Source organism: Lactococcus garvieae (genome assembly GCF_016027715.1).
GTDB lineage: Bacteria > Bacillota > Bacilli > Lactobacillales > Streptococcaceae > Lactococcus > Lactococcus garvieae_A.
Genome location: NZ_CP065691.1, coordinates 466,428 through 481,948, shown reverse-complemented (window position 1 = coordinate 481,948; position 15,521 = coordinate 466,428). Strand labels below are relative to the sequence as shown.

The 15,521-nt window shown below is 37.4% G+C and carries 13 protein-coding genes; 3 read left to right on the top strand and 10 right to left on the bottom strand.

What is annotated here, in order from left to right; all coding sequences use genetic code 11:
* Positions 1-75 precede the first annotated feature (75 nt).
* The 3 genes from lsa(D) to I6G50_RS02530 form a co-directional block, all read right to left on the bottom strand.
* Complete coding sequence (gene lsa(D), locus I6G50_RS02540) at positions 76-1,569, bottom strand: Lsa family ABC-F type ribosomal protection protein (RefSeq protein ID WP_197909066.1); 1,494 nt, start codon at positions 1,567-1,569, stop codon at positions 76-78.
* A gap of 77 nt (positions 1,570-1,646) precedes the next feature.
* Positions 1,647-1,808 (bottom strand): hypothetical protein, encoded by a 162-nt coding sequence (locus tag I6G50_RS02535; RefSeq protein WP_180376135.1) that lies wholly within the window; start codon positions 1,806-1,808, stop codon positions 1,647-1,649.
* Positions 1,809-2,091: 283 nt separating this feature from the next.
* Positions 2,092-3,426, bottom strand: a complete 1,335-nt coding sequence (locus I6G50_RS02530; RefSeq protein WP_197909065.1) for an amino acid permease — start codon at positions 3,424-3,426, stop codon at positions 2,092-2,094.
* 472 nt (positions 3,427-3,898) lie between these two features.
* Between I6G50_RS02530 and I6G50_RS02525 the strand changes: the two genes are divergently transcribed.
* On the top strand, positions 3,899-4,708 hold the full coding sequence (locus I6G50_RS02525; RefSeq protein ID WP_197909064.1) for a Cof-type HAD-IIB family hydrolase: 810 nt from the start codon (positions 3,899-3,901) through the stop codon (positions 4,706-4,708).
* Entirely contained in the window at positions 4,705-5,628 is a 924-nt protein-coding gene (locus I6G50_RS02520) for a LacI family DNA-binding transcriptional regulator (protein ID WP_197909063.1), read from the top strand. Before I6G50_RS02525 ends, I6G50_RS02520 begins: the two co-directional genes overlap by 4 nt.
* A 150-nt stretch (positions 5,629-5,778) precedes the next feature.
* On the opposite strand, the gene I6G50_RS02515 is transcribed toward I6G50_RS02520, so the two are convergent.
* Both I6G50_RS02515 and I6G50_RS02510 read right to left on the bottom strand, forming a co-directional pair.
* Positions 5,779-6,495, bottom strand: coding sequence for a DUF1295 domain-containing protein (locus tag I6G50_RS02515; protein ID WP_197909062.1), 717 nt, complete (start codon positions 6,493-6,495; stop codon positions 5,779-5,781).
* 122 nt (positions 6,496-6,617) lie between these two features.
* Positions 6,618-6,860, bottom strand: coding sequence for a GlsB/YeaQ/YmgE family stress response membrane protein (locus I6G50_RS02510; protein WP_003136293.1), 243 nt, complete (start codon positions 6,858-6,860; stop codon positions 6,618-6,620).
* Positions 6,861-7,074: 214 nt separating this feature from the next.
* On the opposite strand from I6G50_RS02510, the gene I6G50_RS02505 reads away from it, so the two are divergent.
* Positions 7,075-7,614: a hypothetical protein gene (locus I6G50_RS02505; protein ID WP_197909061.1), complete on the top strand. Its 540-nt coding sequence runs from the start codon at positions 7,075-7,077 to the stop codon at positions 7,612-7,614.
* Between the two features lie 71 nt (positions 7,615-7,685).
* Here the strand turns inward: I6G50_RS02505 and I6G50_RS02500 are convergent, their stop codons facing one another.
* The 5 genes from I6G50_RS02500 to yjeM form a co-directional block, all read right to left on the bottom strand.
* On the bottom strand, positions 7,686-9,260 hold the full coding sequence (locus tag I6G50_RS02500) for a zinc ABC transporter substrate-binding protein AdcA (RefSeq protein WP_197909060.1): 1,575 nt from the start codon (positions 9,258-9,260) through the stop codon (positions 7,686-7,688).
* Between the two features lie 267 nt (positions 9,261-9,527).
* On the bottom strand, positions 9,528-10,109 hold the full coding sequence (locus tag I6G50_RS02495; RefSeq protein WP_197909059.1) for an isochorismatase family protein: 582 nt from the start codon (positions 10,107-10,109) through the stop codon (positions 9,528-9,530).
* Between the two features lie 27 nt (positions 10,110-10,136).
* Positions 10,137-12,575 (bottom strand): ribonuclease R, encoded by a 2,439-nt coding sequence (rnr, locus tag I6G50_RS02490; protein WP_197909058.1) that lies wholly within the window; start codon positions 12,573-12,575, stop codon positions 10,137-10,139.
* Between the two features lie 263 nt (positions 12,576-12,838).
* Positions 12,839-13,459, bottom strand: coding sequence for an NUDIX hydrolase N-terminal domain-containing protein (locus tag I6G50_RS02485; protein WP_197909057.1), 621 nt, complete (start codon positions 13,457-13,459; stop codon positions 12,839-12,841).
* A 424-nt stretch (positions 13,460-13,883) separates the two neighbouring features.
* The gene (yjeM, locus tag I6G50_RS02480) at positions 13,884-15,413 is read right to left on the bottom strand and encodes a glutamate/gamma-aminobutyrate family transporter YjeM (RefSeq protein WP_197909056.1); all 1,530 of its coding nucleotides are present in this window, start codon (positions 15,411-15,413) and stop codon (positions 13,884-13,886) included.
* Positions 15,414-15,521 lie beyond the last annotated feature (108 nt).

Below are 15,521 nucleotides of genomic sequence, written 5' to 3'. Positions count from 1 at the left end.
TAAAAAGGGTGTGTCAAGATATATCTATAAAATATTTACACTTTATTAACCTTCTATTAAAAAACAAAGAGTGAATTACTCTCTGCTTTTTAATAACTCTATTTTTATATCTGACACTTGGTCTACAAAGTACTGATCGTGCTCAATGACAAGCATACTTGGCTTTGATCTTTTTATCATCTCAATAATCTGTTCTTGATTAAAAACATCTAAGTAATTTAGAGGCTCATCCCAGAGATAAAGGTGGGCGGGCTGAGTTAAAGCTCTTGCTAGTTCGATTTTACGCTGTTGCCCTTGGCTCATATGCTCAATTTTTTGTTCAAAAACTTTGCGCTCAACACCAAGTTTACGAAGATTTTTAAGAAAAGTTTCCAAGTTGATGTTTTCTTCTTTCGCAAAGTCATTCAGATACCCTTTATTGTCGGCTATTTGGCGGACTTGTGAAAGGATGAGATTATGTGCGAGTTCAAAATGCCCCTGAGAGTTACCTGTAAATTCCCCTGTTAAAACTTTCATAAGTGAGGACTTCCCAATGCCGTTAGCTCCTGTTAAGGCTATCACTTGCCCTTGGTCTAATTCAAAACTAACCGGTTGAAAGAGCGCATTTTCAAAACCAGCCGTTAGATTTTCAACTTTGAGCAGTCGTTTTTGATGATTATTTAAAACATTCATTTCCAAACCAGGTACTTCTTCCCAATTTTTAAGCAGTTTTTCCTTGTCTGTTATATCTTCTTTCATGCGCTTTTCAAGATTTTTCGATTTCTGCATCATATTGGCTGCCTTGCGACCGATAAAGCCTTTGTCGACACGCTTAGTCTCGGAGTCAAATCCTCGTTTTTTGCGTGATTTTGTCGCCTCAAGATTACGCGACCATGCTTCTTTTTCACGTGCCGTCTGCTTCAGGCGTCCGATTTCTTTTTTGAGTTTATCGTCTTGGGCTTTTTCAGTAATATCCCGTAGTCGTTTCTCTTCTTCATAGACTGCAAAATTCCCAGCATATACATGCAAGTCTGCACGTTCTATAGCAAGAGTATGGTCTGTGGTTTGATTAAGAAAGTTTCTGTCATGAGAAACCAAGATATAACCTGACTTTTCTTGTAGATAACGGGCAACTTTGTCTCGCGAAAGCTTATCTAAGTGATTTGTTGGTTCATCAATCAAAGGAAAATTCTGCTCATCCAAGAATAAAACAGCTAATAAGGCTTTTGTTTGTTCACCTCCAGATAAACTCATAAAAGGACGCCAAAGGATATTTAAATCCACTTCCATTAAAGTTAATTCACGCTCCAACTCCCATTGTTCAAAGTTGGCTAACTCTTGTAGGATAAAGAGAGTGAGCTGCTCCTTGTCTTTTATTTCCTGTGGGAAATAAACAAAGCTTTTACTGGTTTTTACATCAATCTTTGCTTCCGTCTCACCCATGAGAATTTTAAGGAGTGTCGTCTTACCACGTCCGTTTCTTCCCACTAGTCCCAGTTTCCATTTGTCATCAATATTGATATTGACATTATCAAATATCAACTGGTCTGTATACCCGAATGTTAAATTATTTATTTTAATGTTAGACATTTATCTCCTGTTCTAAAAAACTTATCTCAATAGCATGCTACAGATGACAAGTTTTTGCTCGCTCCTATAACAGTCTCTTAGTTAAATCCTATGGAATAATGCTGAGAAGTGTTATGGGGTTTAGTCGCATGCTTCAGACTTTTTGACTGCACCTTTTTACCTGTTTGGACAGTCATTTTTTGCTGTTTTTGTTTAATTTTTTGCAATTTATCTTGCAATTCTTTTTGTTTTTGATTCAAAATAAAAACTCCTTTTCTCTATTTTCGCATTCACAAAAATAGAGAAAAAGAGTTCAAAATTAGCCCACAAAAAGGCTTTATCTTTGAAAGTCTATTTTCTATAAATCATGAATACGAAAAAACATTTGCGGCAGAGATGGTTTACCCGCTTCTAATATTTTTTCAATTTTCATGACTTATAATTTCAATAGACCTTACCTCGCTTTTATTATTAAAATAAGTTTACCAAAACAAAAAAGGACTGTCAAGAAAAATACTTGACAGTCTATTATTTTATTACAATTTAGGATACTTTTTTGCGATAGCTTAAAAGGCTAAGTAGGCAAACGATGAGCGCAAATATAGAGATTCCCCAAGAGTTAGAAATCACTAGATTGTAGCCTACGATAAGGAGGATAAGCAATGTAAGAATAGAAACTATCTTGATAAACCAGCCCCCAAGTCCTGTCTTGAAGTAAAAGATAATCGCCGAAATAAGAAGCATCATCCATACTACCAGAATTGTGTAAGAAATCGAACCGGCTAGATAGACAAATAGATTATCTCCAAAAATATATGAAAGAAGCGCACCAAGGAAGAGCATCCCCGAGCAGAAAATAATAGCTGCAACCGGAACTTGTCGTTTTGAGAGCTTTCCAAGTGTCTTTCCAATCATACCATTTGCACCTTTTGCACGTGAAAAAACAGAACGTGACGTTGCGTAGATAGCCGAATTAATAACAGAAAACAGTGCCAAGATAATGACAAGATTGACAATTAAAGCAGCGCCTGGAATACCAAGCTTTTCAAAAATAAGAACGAAGGGACTTTCTTGAGTTGTACTCAAGAATTTCCATGAATACAGCTCAACAAAGATAAACATAGGCAAAACATAGAATGAGAAAATACGTAAAATCACACCGCGAATTGCTCGAGGAATTGCTTGTTTGGGATTCTCTACTTCTGCAACAGTCAAAGCAATAAGCTCAGAACCCCCATACGAGTAAATAACGATAAGCATGGAGTTGAACACCCCTTGCATCCCGTGTGGCATAAAGCCACCGTAGGTATTCATTTTACCGAGCCCCTCACTGATACCCAGGTGAAAAACCTGTGTAGCTACTAAGTAAAGTCCCACTACAATAAGAATAAGTATAACAATAATTTTTGTCCAGGCTAACCAGTACTCTGTTTCAGCAAAGACACGTACGGAATATAGATTAAGGCCAAGGGTTATAATTGCCACACTAAGTACAAATACCCAAGACGGAACTTGGGGAAGCCATACGCCTAAAAATTGAGCTATGGCTGCCGATTCCGCTACCATGACTGCCATCCAAAGTGACCAGTAGACCCAGTCTGTAAAGTGAGCAAAACGTTTGCCCACATAAGGAGAAATGATGCCAGCTAAGCCCACAGCATTTTCTTCTTGATGCATGATAATCTGTCCCACACCGTGCATCACCACATATAAAATCACGCCCGCTAAAAGATAGGCTATCATTACAGCTGGTCCTGCTGCTTGTATAGCATTGCTTGATCCAGCAAATAGTCCCGCTCCAATAGCGCCACCGAGTGATAACATGATCACATGTCTTGTCTTCATTGAAGACTTTAGTTCTTGATTAGAATTTTCCAAGTAAAATCCCTCATTTCTATTATTTTTTGTCTTTTAGTTTTTTATAAAAAAGATAAAGCCCTGCTTGGGGTCACTGAGTGACTAGCTTTAATAATTTGATAAACTAAAAAACTTTTAAACTCAAAAAAGAAAAAGCCGGGTAAGCTACCCGGCTTTTTAATCACGGGCACAGATACTTTTTGAGAATACTCAAAAGTTGTATCCATGCCAAGCATAAACACAACTTATCTGCGCCAAAAGTAAAAGACTGTTGATGTTAATGTTTTGCTCATGTGATTTTCTCCTCTTTGAATTTAAAGCTTATTATACGTTAAAATATTTTAAATTGCAAGAATTTATGTGAAATTATATAAAAAATTACAAATCAAGGGAATCCTCTCTCAGTTATTTTATGAAAAGCTTCTTACTTGACATGGAACGCGTTTCATAATTTACAATAAAATTATCAAAAAAACATAAAGGAGAATTAACAATGATCAAACACATTTTTACAGACATGGATGGAACACTGCTCGATACACGAGGTAGCCTTTCTGATACAAACCGTTGGTCAGTCTGCCTGAGTGATGTACCTGTTACTCTCGTTTCAGCACGTAGTCCGTTTGAAATGTCTAGAACAGTCGACAAACTGCAACTTCAAACACCACAGATTGCTTTCAATGGGAACTTGACTTTTACTCAAAATGAATTCGGCATTCAGGTTATGGAAAAACATACTTTGCCTTCCCATACGGTGTCGGAACTTCTAGATTATATTTCTTCAAACTTTCCAAATGTTAGTCTCAGTTGGTATAGCTTGGCCCACTGGTACATTAAGAAACAAGACAAGGCTGTCTTTCTCCAAAAAACACTTACAGGAGCTGAACCCCGTATCAAAGACTTTGATGGTAAGTCAGAAATATATAAAATTATGCTCATGACTTTTGATCAAGCTGAAATGGCGGAAATCCAAGATACGCTTAATAGTTTAAATATTCCTGGTATTCATATTACAAAGTCTACAGCCCATACTTTGGAGATAACATCCGACCACAAAACAAAAGCCGATGCGGCTCAAGCAATTTTAGAGGAGAAAGAACTAACTTTCGAAGAGGCTGCTGCTATCGGAGACAGTCACAATGATATTCCGCTCTTAAAAGCTGCTGGGCTACCTATTGCGGTAGATAATGCTAGCGCAGAAGTTAAGGCTCATGTTAAAATGGTAGTAGCAAAAAATACTGACCACGGCGTGACTGAAGCTCTTTCAGCGATTCGTGAAATTAATGAACAGGTAACCCTATGACCTCTCTTTCTGATATTGCCAAACTTACCGGATACTCAAAAGCGACCGTTTCTCGAGTTCTTTCTGGTAATGGCTATGCTTCAAAAAAAGCATGTGAAGAAATCTTAAAAACTGCAGCCGATTTAGATTATGCGACAAATGCGATAGCACAAGAGCTGGCACATGGTGCGACCCGGAATATCGGTGTGGTGCTCCCTTATATTAAAGCTCCTTTTTTCAGTAAGATTCTCGAAGGTATTTTAGAAAAAAGTTTTGAAACAGGATATAAAATTATTATTTTGCCTTCAAACTATAATGAAGAACTCGAGATTCAGTACTTAGAAAAACTACGTAAAAAAGCCTTTGAAGCTATCATCTTCACTTCTCGCCAAGTTTCCGAAGAAACGATTCTAAAATATCAGAAGTATGGACCTATCGTGCTCTGTCATCGACCAAATAACAGAAACATTCCCGCGACATATGCTAACCGTATTCCGGCCTACCGTGAAGCTTTCCAATGGCTTAAAGCACAAGGGTGCACAAATATCGGCTTTCTTTTGTCACGGGGCAAAAGCCCCACTATATCAACGACTTTGCAAGCATATAGAGATGTTTACAAACGAGATGCTAACTCCGAACAGATAAAGTCGGGGTTAATCTCCCCAGAAGATGCTTATCAGCTGTCACCAGAACTGACACAGTTTGATGGAATCTTTGCCAACTCGGACGAGATTGCTGCAAATGTTTGGCGTTGGTTTGATGAGCAGAAGCTCTCCAAGCCTATCATTGTAGGACAAGAGCGACTGCTTTCAGGACAGCTCCTTAAACTACCTACTGTGGACAATCATTGTCGAAAAGTTGGCCGTATGGCCTTTGAACAGGCTCTTTCTCAAACAATAGAGCAGTCCTCCATCAACTCTGAGTTTATCCTTGAACGTTAGACAGCTTAAACCCCCAAGAACTATAATTCTTGGGGGTTTTTATATGAGTAAAGTGTATAAGAATATCTTGGTAAAATTGAGAATGTCTTCTACCTATAAACCTTTCCTTCCAATAAAAGAAATAAACTTTGAAGTATCTGTAACATACATCTAGAAATCCTTACTTTTCCTATACTTTTGCTCCATAGGCGGCACACCTGAGACAAACAAGAGTAAAAAAGTGACGAATATAGGGCTAATAATTAACCAAATATCTGCCCACCGAGTGACGCTGATGAGAAAAATCCCCCACCAGCATATTGCCTCTCCAAAATATTTAGGATGACATGTCAAGGACCATAAACCTGTAGTCAGCAATTTTCCTTTGTTTTCAGGAATGCGTTTGAAGCTTTTTAGTTGCCTGTCTCCGATAACTTCAAAGAAAAAACCAGTTATCCATATTAATACCCCAATCAGTTGCCACCAAAAAATTTGGGGCGCAGGGCGATAGTTACTTTGTATAATCGGTAAACTGATGATGATTACTAAGAAGTATCTCACCATAAAAAGAGTAAAGAAGGCTTTAGTCTTTGGAAACTTAATTCCCCATCTCTTGTGTATGCTTTTATAGGGAAATTCCTCAGGTTTATCCCAATCTTGCTTTGCCAAGTGTACAAATAAGCGGACACCCCAAAGTGCAACAAGTACTAAAATAGCTCTGTTTTGCATGGTAATTTGTGCATTAAGGAAGAAGCTTAGGCAGGCTGTAAGGACAAAACCTCCTCCCCATGCTATATTAACGAGTCCATAGTTTTTCTTGTGACTAGCAATGATAAACCAGCATATAAAATACGCAAGTAGAACGATTAAAACTGTTTTATATATCATACTTCTTCCCTCTTTATACCAGTATTTACTACATTTTCAACTCTGTTTAGTCATTTAAGATAAAATAAAAAACAAGGTTCATCCTTGTTTTTTATATTGAAATAATAGAAGATTCCTAATTGTTAATCGTGCATTCTGCTAAGGAAGAAAGATACAACAGCTACCACGATTACCGCACCAATTATAGAAGGGATAAGCGCCATCCCAGCTAAGCTAGGACCCCATGAGCCGAGCAATGCTTGACCAACTGCTGACCCTACGAGACCTGCTAAGATGTTTGCAATCCATCCCATAGATTTACCTTTGCTCGTGATTGCTCCAGCAATCACACCAATAATTGCACCAACGATTAATGACCAAATCATAAAGCACCTCTTTCTATTAATATATTATTATTTTATTTGTTTCTCTATAATATATTCTAACAAATTTAAAAAATGCTTACAAACTTTTTAACTTAAAACTTTCAAACTGCTCAAAAGTCTTTCAAAATTACATTTTAGAAATAAGTGACTAAGTTTTTAACTTACAATATGTTATACTGTAAATAACAAAGGAATATTAAAGGAGTCTTAAACTATGAAAAAATTTAAATTATCATTACTAGTAGTTGCTTCATTTGCAGCTGCCTTACTTCTTACAGCCTGTGGCAATAATGCCAATGCAAAGAAAGATACAACAACTGAAACTTCTAGCTCTGTTCAAAGTTCTTCATCAGATGAAGCCAAAACTAGTAATTCAGAAACAGAAACATCTGAGAGTTCAGCAACTTCAACTTCAACTGACTCAACAGCTTCATCTGACTCATCAACAGCTGCTTCTGAGCAAACACCTGCATCAAGCACCACTGAGAGTTCAGATCCTGGTTGGGTTGATAACTCTAATAATCCTGTAGAAAACAACGGAGCTGGTGGACATAGCCCACAAACTGGTCCGAATGCTAGTCAACCTAACGCAGAAACAGATACAAGTGGTCATGCTTGGGTATTGGTTTACATTGATAAGGCTGGCAATAAACATGAATCGACAGTTTCATCATCTTATAAAGAACTTCAAGATAAAGCAAATGCTTTACTCGCCTCAGGCGAAGCATCATCCTATTATTTCATTCAAAAATAATTGAATCACATCGCATAAAAAATAAAGCCTTAGATTTGATCTAATGGCTTTTTTTACTATCTATAATTGTCTTAATGTGCCAGCATCTCTTGTGCTACTTCTTGAGGAGATAAACTTTCTGGATAGTATGTTGGCCAATTTTCCAGCTCTTCGAGAACCTTCTCCTGGCTCTCTCCCCCATGAAAGATATGAAAATGAGCGGTCTTCTCAGGTGAGATATTATGATCACTAAACTGGACGTACTTGAATTCACCAGCGTCTTTATCCTCTGTCTCGAAAAGATACCTTACACCCCGGTTTCCTTTTTCATAGTTTAAAATTTTATAACCTGCATACTTATATTTATATGTATACTCTACATCATTTTTCGTAAAAGTTATCGTATCACTATTTATCGAAATATTGCTGACGTCACTTTTATAACCATTTTCGTAGTATTTCTTATACTCAGAGGCGGTTTTATCTTTTTGTATTTTTGATTTATAATCAAATACTTGATCCAAGCTCCCTTTTTGTAATAAGGGATAAACGGATTGCCACTCTCCTGTGTAGTCAGATAATGACCGATCTTTGACAGCATCATCAGAAAAATAGCCGTTTGCTATATTTTGTGTAGTTTCTGATGGGGCCTCTGATTGGATATCTTTTCCTTTGATTGAAGTTGATTTCTTAAGTGATTTCAGATTTTCCTCCATCACCGAGATATAATTTTCTCCTTCATCGATTTGCTTACTTGTCAGACTTTCTAAAGGGTTTAAGACAGCCATTTGCACTTTGGCTTCAGTGGCTAAAGTTTTGGCGAACTTATTATTCGCGTTATTTTCGAAGTAAATATAGTGAATATCATTTTGTTCAACATATTTTTTTAGCTCAGCTAACCGTGCGGCAGACGGCTCTTGGTCAGGGTTTAGACCTGATATTGGAATTTGATTTAACCCATAATCTAAAGCGAGATAGCGGAATGCAGCATGTTGTGTCACAAAACTTTTCTGTTTTGCATTTTTTAACTCAGAGCTGAATTTTTCATCTAACTTTTTTAGACTGTTTATGTACTTTGTAGCATTATTGCTGAAAGTCTTAGCTTTTTGCGGATATAAAGCTTTCAGCTGTTTTTCTATAACTTCAACTTCTTTTATGGCCATCTTGGGCGAGAGCCATGTGTGAGGGTCATAGTCATGATGGTGATCTTCTCCACCATGATCATGGTCCTCTTCTTCAGATCCAGGAAGTAACAGCAGACCTTTTGTGCCTTCAATAATTTTTGGCTCATCTTTTTTCCATAATTTTTGAGACTTGTCAACCCAAGTCTCCATGTTTTCATTATGATATACAAAAACATCTGAATTACTAATCATCTTCATATCTTTTGCTGATGGCTCATAATCGTGTGGTTCTGTTCCTGCAGGAACCAATAATTTCACATCGGCTTCATTTCCTACAATATTTTTCGTAAACTCATATACGGGATAAAAACTCGTAACAATAGACAACTTTTCATCTTCTTCCTGAGATGAGGTTTGAGTACTCGACGTGTGACAAGCAGTGAGTAAACTGAGTGCTGCAAGACCTGCTAGTACAACTCCTACTGTTTTCTTATGTTTAAACTTTCTACTTTTCTTTCTCCCATTAAAAAAAACCAATTGCATTCCCCTTTAACTTTTTTCCTTATATTAAAGACAGTATTTTGAGTAAATTCTTATCTTTAGTTGTGCTCCATCAACCGTTTTGATTATTTTCCTACGTGCCCTCCTTATAGAATTTTATTTTATATTTAATAAAATAAAATTAGTTTACTGGTTAAGTATAAAATATTTATATAAGATTGTCAACCAGTTAAGTATTTTGAGTAAAAAAAACATTAGGATTATTCCTAATGTTTTCCAGTTAATAATGCGAGAGAAAATTGCTCATCTCTATTTTATCATTTCCAAAACTTCTTCTGTAGAGCGCACACGACCTAAGCGTTTGAAAATACCTTCGACAATCCCTGTATGCAAGTCAGCATTAAAGTCAGTCATGGCATCTTCAACAGCAATTACATTATAACCATGTTGATAGGCTTCACGCGCAGTGGTATCACAACCGATGGTTGTTGCGATACCAGTTAAGATAACATTCTCAATCCCACGTCTTCGCAGTTGCACATCAAGATCCGTCCCATAGAAAGCCCCCCAATTATGCTTTTTAACATGAATTTTATTTTTTATCTCAGCATCATAAGCCAAGGGAGAAACAAAATCGCTAAAGTCTTGTGGCACCGTACCAGAAGCAATAGGAGCAGCATCGGTCACAGGTTTTAAAGTTTCTGGTCCATAATTTTTCACATGTACAAAAACGATAAGCGCATCCGTATTTTTAAGTTCTGCTAAAAGCAACTCATTTTTTTTGAGAATTTCATCTCGACTGTATGGCTCAAGATGAGGACGATTGACAATCCCCTTTTGTAAATCAATCATAACCAGAGCAGTCTTTTTTAAATCCAAACTATCTGACATTAAGTTCCCTCCATTAATTTAGTAAAATCACTTTTTCTTCTTCTTAGAGTTACCAAATTTTCCTTTGGCTGCAGCAGCATAGAAAGGCTTTTTCTTCTTTTTAGATTTTTTATCATAACTGTTATTCGAACCCTTGCCTCGGCTCTCACGTTCTTCGTCTTTATTCTTACTGCTGTATTTTTTACCCTTAGAATTTTCGGAACGATGCTGACCATGTCTCGAAGACTTAGGCTCATCCTTTTTATCAGAGCGGTTAGCTTTTGGACGGCGGCGCGAATCCTTTTCCTTTTTGGACTTCAGATTGCTTTCCACGACATCAAGATCACTTTTAATATATTCAAAATCAATATCACCAGTTACTTTATCAGCCTTTGTTACTTGAATTTTGATTGGTTGTCCGATACGGAAAACAAGTCCTGTCCGTTCACCAACCAGGGCCATCATACGCTCATGGAAATTCATGTATTCGCCTTTTATCGTTGAAATATGGACTAAGCCCTCGATAGTATTCTCAAGCTCAATAAACATACCAAAACGTGTGACACTGGCAATAACTCCTTCGAATTCTTCGCCCACATGTTTTTCCATGAATTCAGCTTTTTTCATCTTTTCAACTTCACGTTCTGCATCCACTGCACGACGTTCACGGTTACTTGACTGTTGAGCGATTTCGGGGATTTTTTCAGCCCAATATTCAATTGTTTTAGGGCTTGGTTGTGCCATCTCGCGGATTAAGCGATGAACGATGAGGTCGGGATATCGACGAATCGGGCTTGTGAAGTGTGTATAGTTTTCTGCGGCCAAACCAAAGTGGCCATAATTATCTTCAGAGTAACGCGCCTGTTGCATTGAACGCAAAAGCATTGTTGATAGGACTAACTCTCCAGGCTGACCTTTAACTTTCTTCAAAAACTCTTGTAAAGCTTTTTGGCTGACTTCTGTTGAAGTTCCTTTCACTTGTAGCCCAAAAGTTGCAGCGAAGTCAAGGAAACGTGTCATTTTTTCTTCTTTAGGATGCTCGTGAATACGATAAAGCCCTGGCAAATGACGTGTTTCAAAACTTGTAGCAACAGTTTCATTTGCAACAAGCATGAAGGACTCAATCATGCGCTCGGCAGTACCACGACTTCGTTTACGAATCTCAATAGGCAAGCCGTTTTCATCAACAATGATTCGTGCTTCCATCGTTTCAAAGTCAATCGCTCCACGACGACGGCGCATGGCAGCTAAGATTTCATGGAGTTCAGACATTACTTCTACTGATTCTTTGATTGCCTCGTATTTTGTTAGAGCTTCTTGATCACCATCAAGCATCAAGTTGACATCGTCATAGGTCATGCGCTCTGTTGTTTTGATAATAGAGGGACCGATTTGTGAGTGGAGTACTTTTCCTTCGGCATTAATCTCCATTACACAAGACTGCGTGAGACGATTTACACGCGGATTGAGGGAACAGATACCATTTGATAAACGTTCAGGAAGCATTGGCACTACACGATCCGCAACATATACAGAGGTGCCTCGTTCAAATGCTTCACGATCGAGAGGTGAATTTTCGGTCACATAATGTGAGACATCGGCAATATGCACACCGAGTTCAAAATTTCCGTTTCCTAGACGTTTAATGTGCACCGCATCATCCAAGTCTTTCGCATCAGCACCATCAATAGTAAAGGTAATTTCATTACGGTAATCCACTCGTCCCATAATATCTTTATCATTTACTTCTTCTGGTACTGCATCTGCTTGGGCCAGAACATCTGCTGGAAATTCGGAACGAATACCTAATGAAGCTAAAACTTCTAAGACATCGATTCCTTTATCACCTGCTTCACCAACAATTTCTGTAGCGAGTCCTTGCATACTTTTAGGATTTTTCTTATCCGGATAAGCGGTAATATCTACACGGACGATGGCTTTATCTTCTGGTTGCAAACCTTTATCTGTTAAAAAGACATGATAAGGAATTTTTTTATTTCGTGATTTAACATAACCTATACGGTCAAATTCTTTACGTTCTTTTTCATCAAACTTCACAAAAGTTCCCACAAGTTGTGTGACTGCCCGTTTAAGAACCTCTGTAACTACCCCTTCGGCACTTGTTCCTTTTAATGGATTAGCATTTGTTTTAAGCTCGACTTTTACTTCATCTCCATCAAGAGCAAATGCTGTCCTACCTTTCGGAATAAAGACATCTGGCTCATCAGAGTCTACTGTTACAAAGCCAAAACCGTTAGCATTCGCACGAAAGACGCCTACAAGTTCTGCTTTAACTTCGGATAGTTTCACTTTGCCGTTTTTAGTAAACTCCAGTAGCCCCTCGCCTTCTAAGGAAGCCAAAGTTTTCACAAAAAACTTAAAATCTGCAGCTTTTGTGAGGTCTAGCTCCATCGCTAGTTCTTCTACTGCATAGGCGCGACTGGGATGTTCTTTTAAGTAATCCAAAATAACTTCTTTTATTTTCATATTTCTCCAATATTCTTTTTTACTGTATTAAATGATAGTTTAAACTATCTTTATTTCTTTTATTCATCTTTAGAAAGTAAAATACGGACTGCCAACAGCCCGCTACTTTTTGTTTTGATAAACGATAAAACCATAAGGTAGTGGCTTCAGAAATCGCTTATACAAAGGGGGCAATAATCCTAAACAGCCCAATTATTATCGTCCGCATGGAATAATGCTATTATAACATATTTGATATTCTGATGATTTTAGAACACTCTTTTTTAGTCAAATTGTGCACCTGGGAAAGGGTGCTTATGGTACTCAAAGGCATCCAGAAGATCCTCTAGAGTGTTCCGAGCAAAGGAGATATTATCTAATGCCAATATTTCCTCCCGCGTAAAAAACCTTGCTTCAGATGTTTCTAGTCCTGTTTCTACTGCAAAATTATCAGTGACACAATAGAAGAAAATCTTATATACATAGTTCAGACTTCGAGGATAACTGTGCTTGGCCTTGTCTATAACCTTAAAAAGGCTCACTGGTGTGACCTCTAAACCACTTTCTTCCTTCACTTCTTTTTTTGCTATTTCTGAAGCAGAATAACCCACATCAGCCCACCCTCCTGGCAAGGACCATCTTTCTTCCATTTTTTCTTTTACTAATAAAAGCTGATTGTCATGAAAAACAATGGCTCGGACGTCCACTTTGGGTGTGACATATCCTAGTTCTTCATTAAAAAAGGGTTCAAGTTCTTCGATAGAGTAGCTTGTGGTTTCTTGCGTCAGGTCAAGAAGAAGTGTCTTCATCTCCTCTAATCTTTCTTTGTCATAAGCATCTTTTGTATAGTAGAGTGAGGTGTCGACTAGCGCTTTCAGCTTTGCTAGAGTCTGAATCATATCCATAATACTATTCTCCTTTTCTCCATTCTATCACAAGAAAAAAATAAAAGAGCACTCACCAAATCCACAAGTGGAAAAGAGTGCTCCTGTTACATTTACTATTTAAAACGTTGACCGCGTTTACGCCTGATTAATCTAATCACTACACCTGATATCCCACAAAACAAAGCCCCAACAGTAGCAAGAGCTCCTAAGCCCTCCAAAAATAATTTGTTAGAGTTCACCCCATAACTAAACAAAACAATACCCACTGATATGATGATAAGCCAAGTATTACTCATTCTAATTCGATCGTCCATAATATTCCTCAAATATTTTATTGGATATTATTATAGCATATAATAAGTCTAATTTTTTCATTAAATAAAATTTTTTGCTATTTTTTAGTGCAATCGTTAGGAATCTACTTTAGGAGCTCTGACTTTTCCTATCTTGTGTCGACTTTTTTATAATTTTTAATCAGCCACCAGCCCAAAATACTGAAGATGACTGGCCCAGCAACCATCGAAATAATATCTGAATAAACACTGCCTAAAGAAATTTCTGTAGGTGTTTGTAAATAATTGATAATCGGTTCAATAATGGTAAAAAAGTCAGCCATAATAATCATCAGCGCTGCGACCCAAGAAATACCTATCGCGAAATGGTCGTTTTTCATAATCACAAAAGGTTTCTTAATCGCTTTATTTTTTTTGAATTTAATATAAGCAAAGACAATAAACACATAAGGAAGGCTTGAAGCGATATTGCTCATGTTAGTAATAACTAAGAAGAATTTATCTGCTGCCCCTTTATTAATAAGGGAAATCACCATATTGAGCAAAATCATAAAAGTAACAATTAGAAATTGTGCTTTCATCGCATTCTTAGGTACACCCTCTTCTATTTTTCCAAGTTTTCCCGGCCAAACTTTCTCTGGCGTTCCTTCCATCAGTTGTTTGAGAGGCGAATATATGAGAGTGAAAAGTGCCCCTGTGAGTGATAAAAACATGGTAAGACCAACATACCGTGCAAAAATCGTCCCCCAAGTATGTACTGCTGAGGGAGAGAGGTTGAAAGCTGTTGCTAATTTTTCTCCTAAGCTTTGCATCATGAAGTAAGTAATATTACCTTGGTTGACTGAGCCATCAAGTATTCCCGGGATCCAGTCTTTTTCAAAATTAACGAAAAAACCTGTACAAAGAATCATAAATGAATAACCAATCCCGATAATCATAGCTGAAAGTAAAATACCTCTGGGGAAATTCTTCTTCGGTTCAATTGTTTCATCCACGAGTCCCCCAACAGATTCAACACCTGCATATGCAAAAATCGCATAAACTAAAAAGGCGATAAAAGTGACAAAGTTAGCCGGTTGCAGTGTAGGATTAGGCGTTGAAACGAAAGCTTCCATTGTCAAAGGCGTTGCAGGATGAAAACCATTTTTGGCCAAAATAAAGAAAGCTCCAATGATGAGAATAAAATTGAGTGAAACAACCGCAATCCCTCCGATAGAAGCAACTTTTTTAATCGTTTCTAAACCTCGGAGAGACACAAAGGTAACTATAAACATAATGGCAATAGCTAAAAACGAAACCATTACTGTACTCGGCAAAACCGTCGTACCAAAAATCATGTTGGAAATAGGCACTAATATCCGATTTCCTACGGAAACAAACCAGATAACCCACGACATATACCACATAAGTGTACCAATCATGGCGAAGGATGAGCCCACAGATCTTTCCATCCATTTGTAAATCCCTCCTTTTTCGGAGTTGAATGCTGATCCAAATTCAGTCACCATAAGTGAAAAGGGGACAAAAAACACCAAAGCACTGATTATGTACCAGATGATTGAGCCGTATCCCATCTGTAAAAAGGCCAAGGGTACGTTACCAAAGCCATATACAGACGTAAAAATCATCAAGGCTAAAGAAATTGCTGTGAGTTTATTTTTGTTAAGTTGCGATGACATAGTAATCCTTCTTCTACTTTAATACGACACTTATTATATATTTTCTTGTATAATTATTCAAGTTTTTGCATAAACAGATTTAAAATAATGCCTACAACTTGACTTTGT

Bases quoted from the DNA above. Each gene is read 5' to 3' on its own strand.
- I6G50_RS02525 (WP_197909064.1), top strand. From the start codon at position 3,899: ATGATCAAACACATTTTTACAGACATGGATGGAACACTGCTCGATACA.
- I6G50_RS02520 (WP_197909063.1), top strand. From the start codon at position 4,705: ATGACCTCTCTTTCTGATATTGCCAAACTTACCGGATACTCAAAAGCG.
- I6G50_RS02515 (WP_197909062.1), bottom strand. From the start codon at position 6,495: ATGATATATAAAACAGTTTTAATCGTTCTACTTGCGTATTTTATATGC.
- I6G50_RS02510 (WP_003136293.1), bottom strand. From the start codon at position 6,860: ATGATTTGGTCATTAATCGTTGGTGCAATTATTGGTGTGATTGCTGGA.
- I6G50_RS02505 (WP_197909061.1), top strand. From the start codon at position 7,075: ATGAAAAAATTTAAATTATCATTACTAGTAGTTGCTTCATTTGCAGCT.
- I6G50_RS02500 (WP_197909060.1), bottom strand. From the start codon at position 9,260: ATGCAATTGGTTTTTTTTAATGGGAGAAAGAAAAGTAGAAAGTTTAAA.
- I6G50_RS02495 (WP_197909059.1), bottom strand. From the start codon at position 10,109: ATGTCAGATAGTTTGGATTTAAAAAAGACTGCTCTGGTTATGATTGAT.
- rnr (WP_197909058.1), bottom strand. From the start codon at position 12,575: ATGAAAATAAAAGAAGTTATTTTGGATTACTTAAAAGAACATCCCAGT.
- I6G50_RS02485 (WP_197909057.1), bottom strand. From the start codon at position 13,459: ATGGATATGATTCAGACTCTAGCAAAGCTGAAAGCGCTAGTCGACACC.
- yjeM (WP_197909056.1), bottom strand. From the start codon at position 15,413: ATGTCATCGCAACTTAACAAAAATAAACTCACAGCAATTTCTTTAGCC.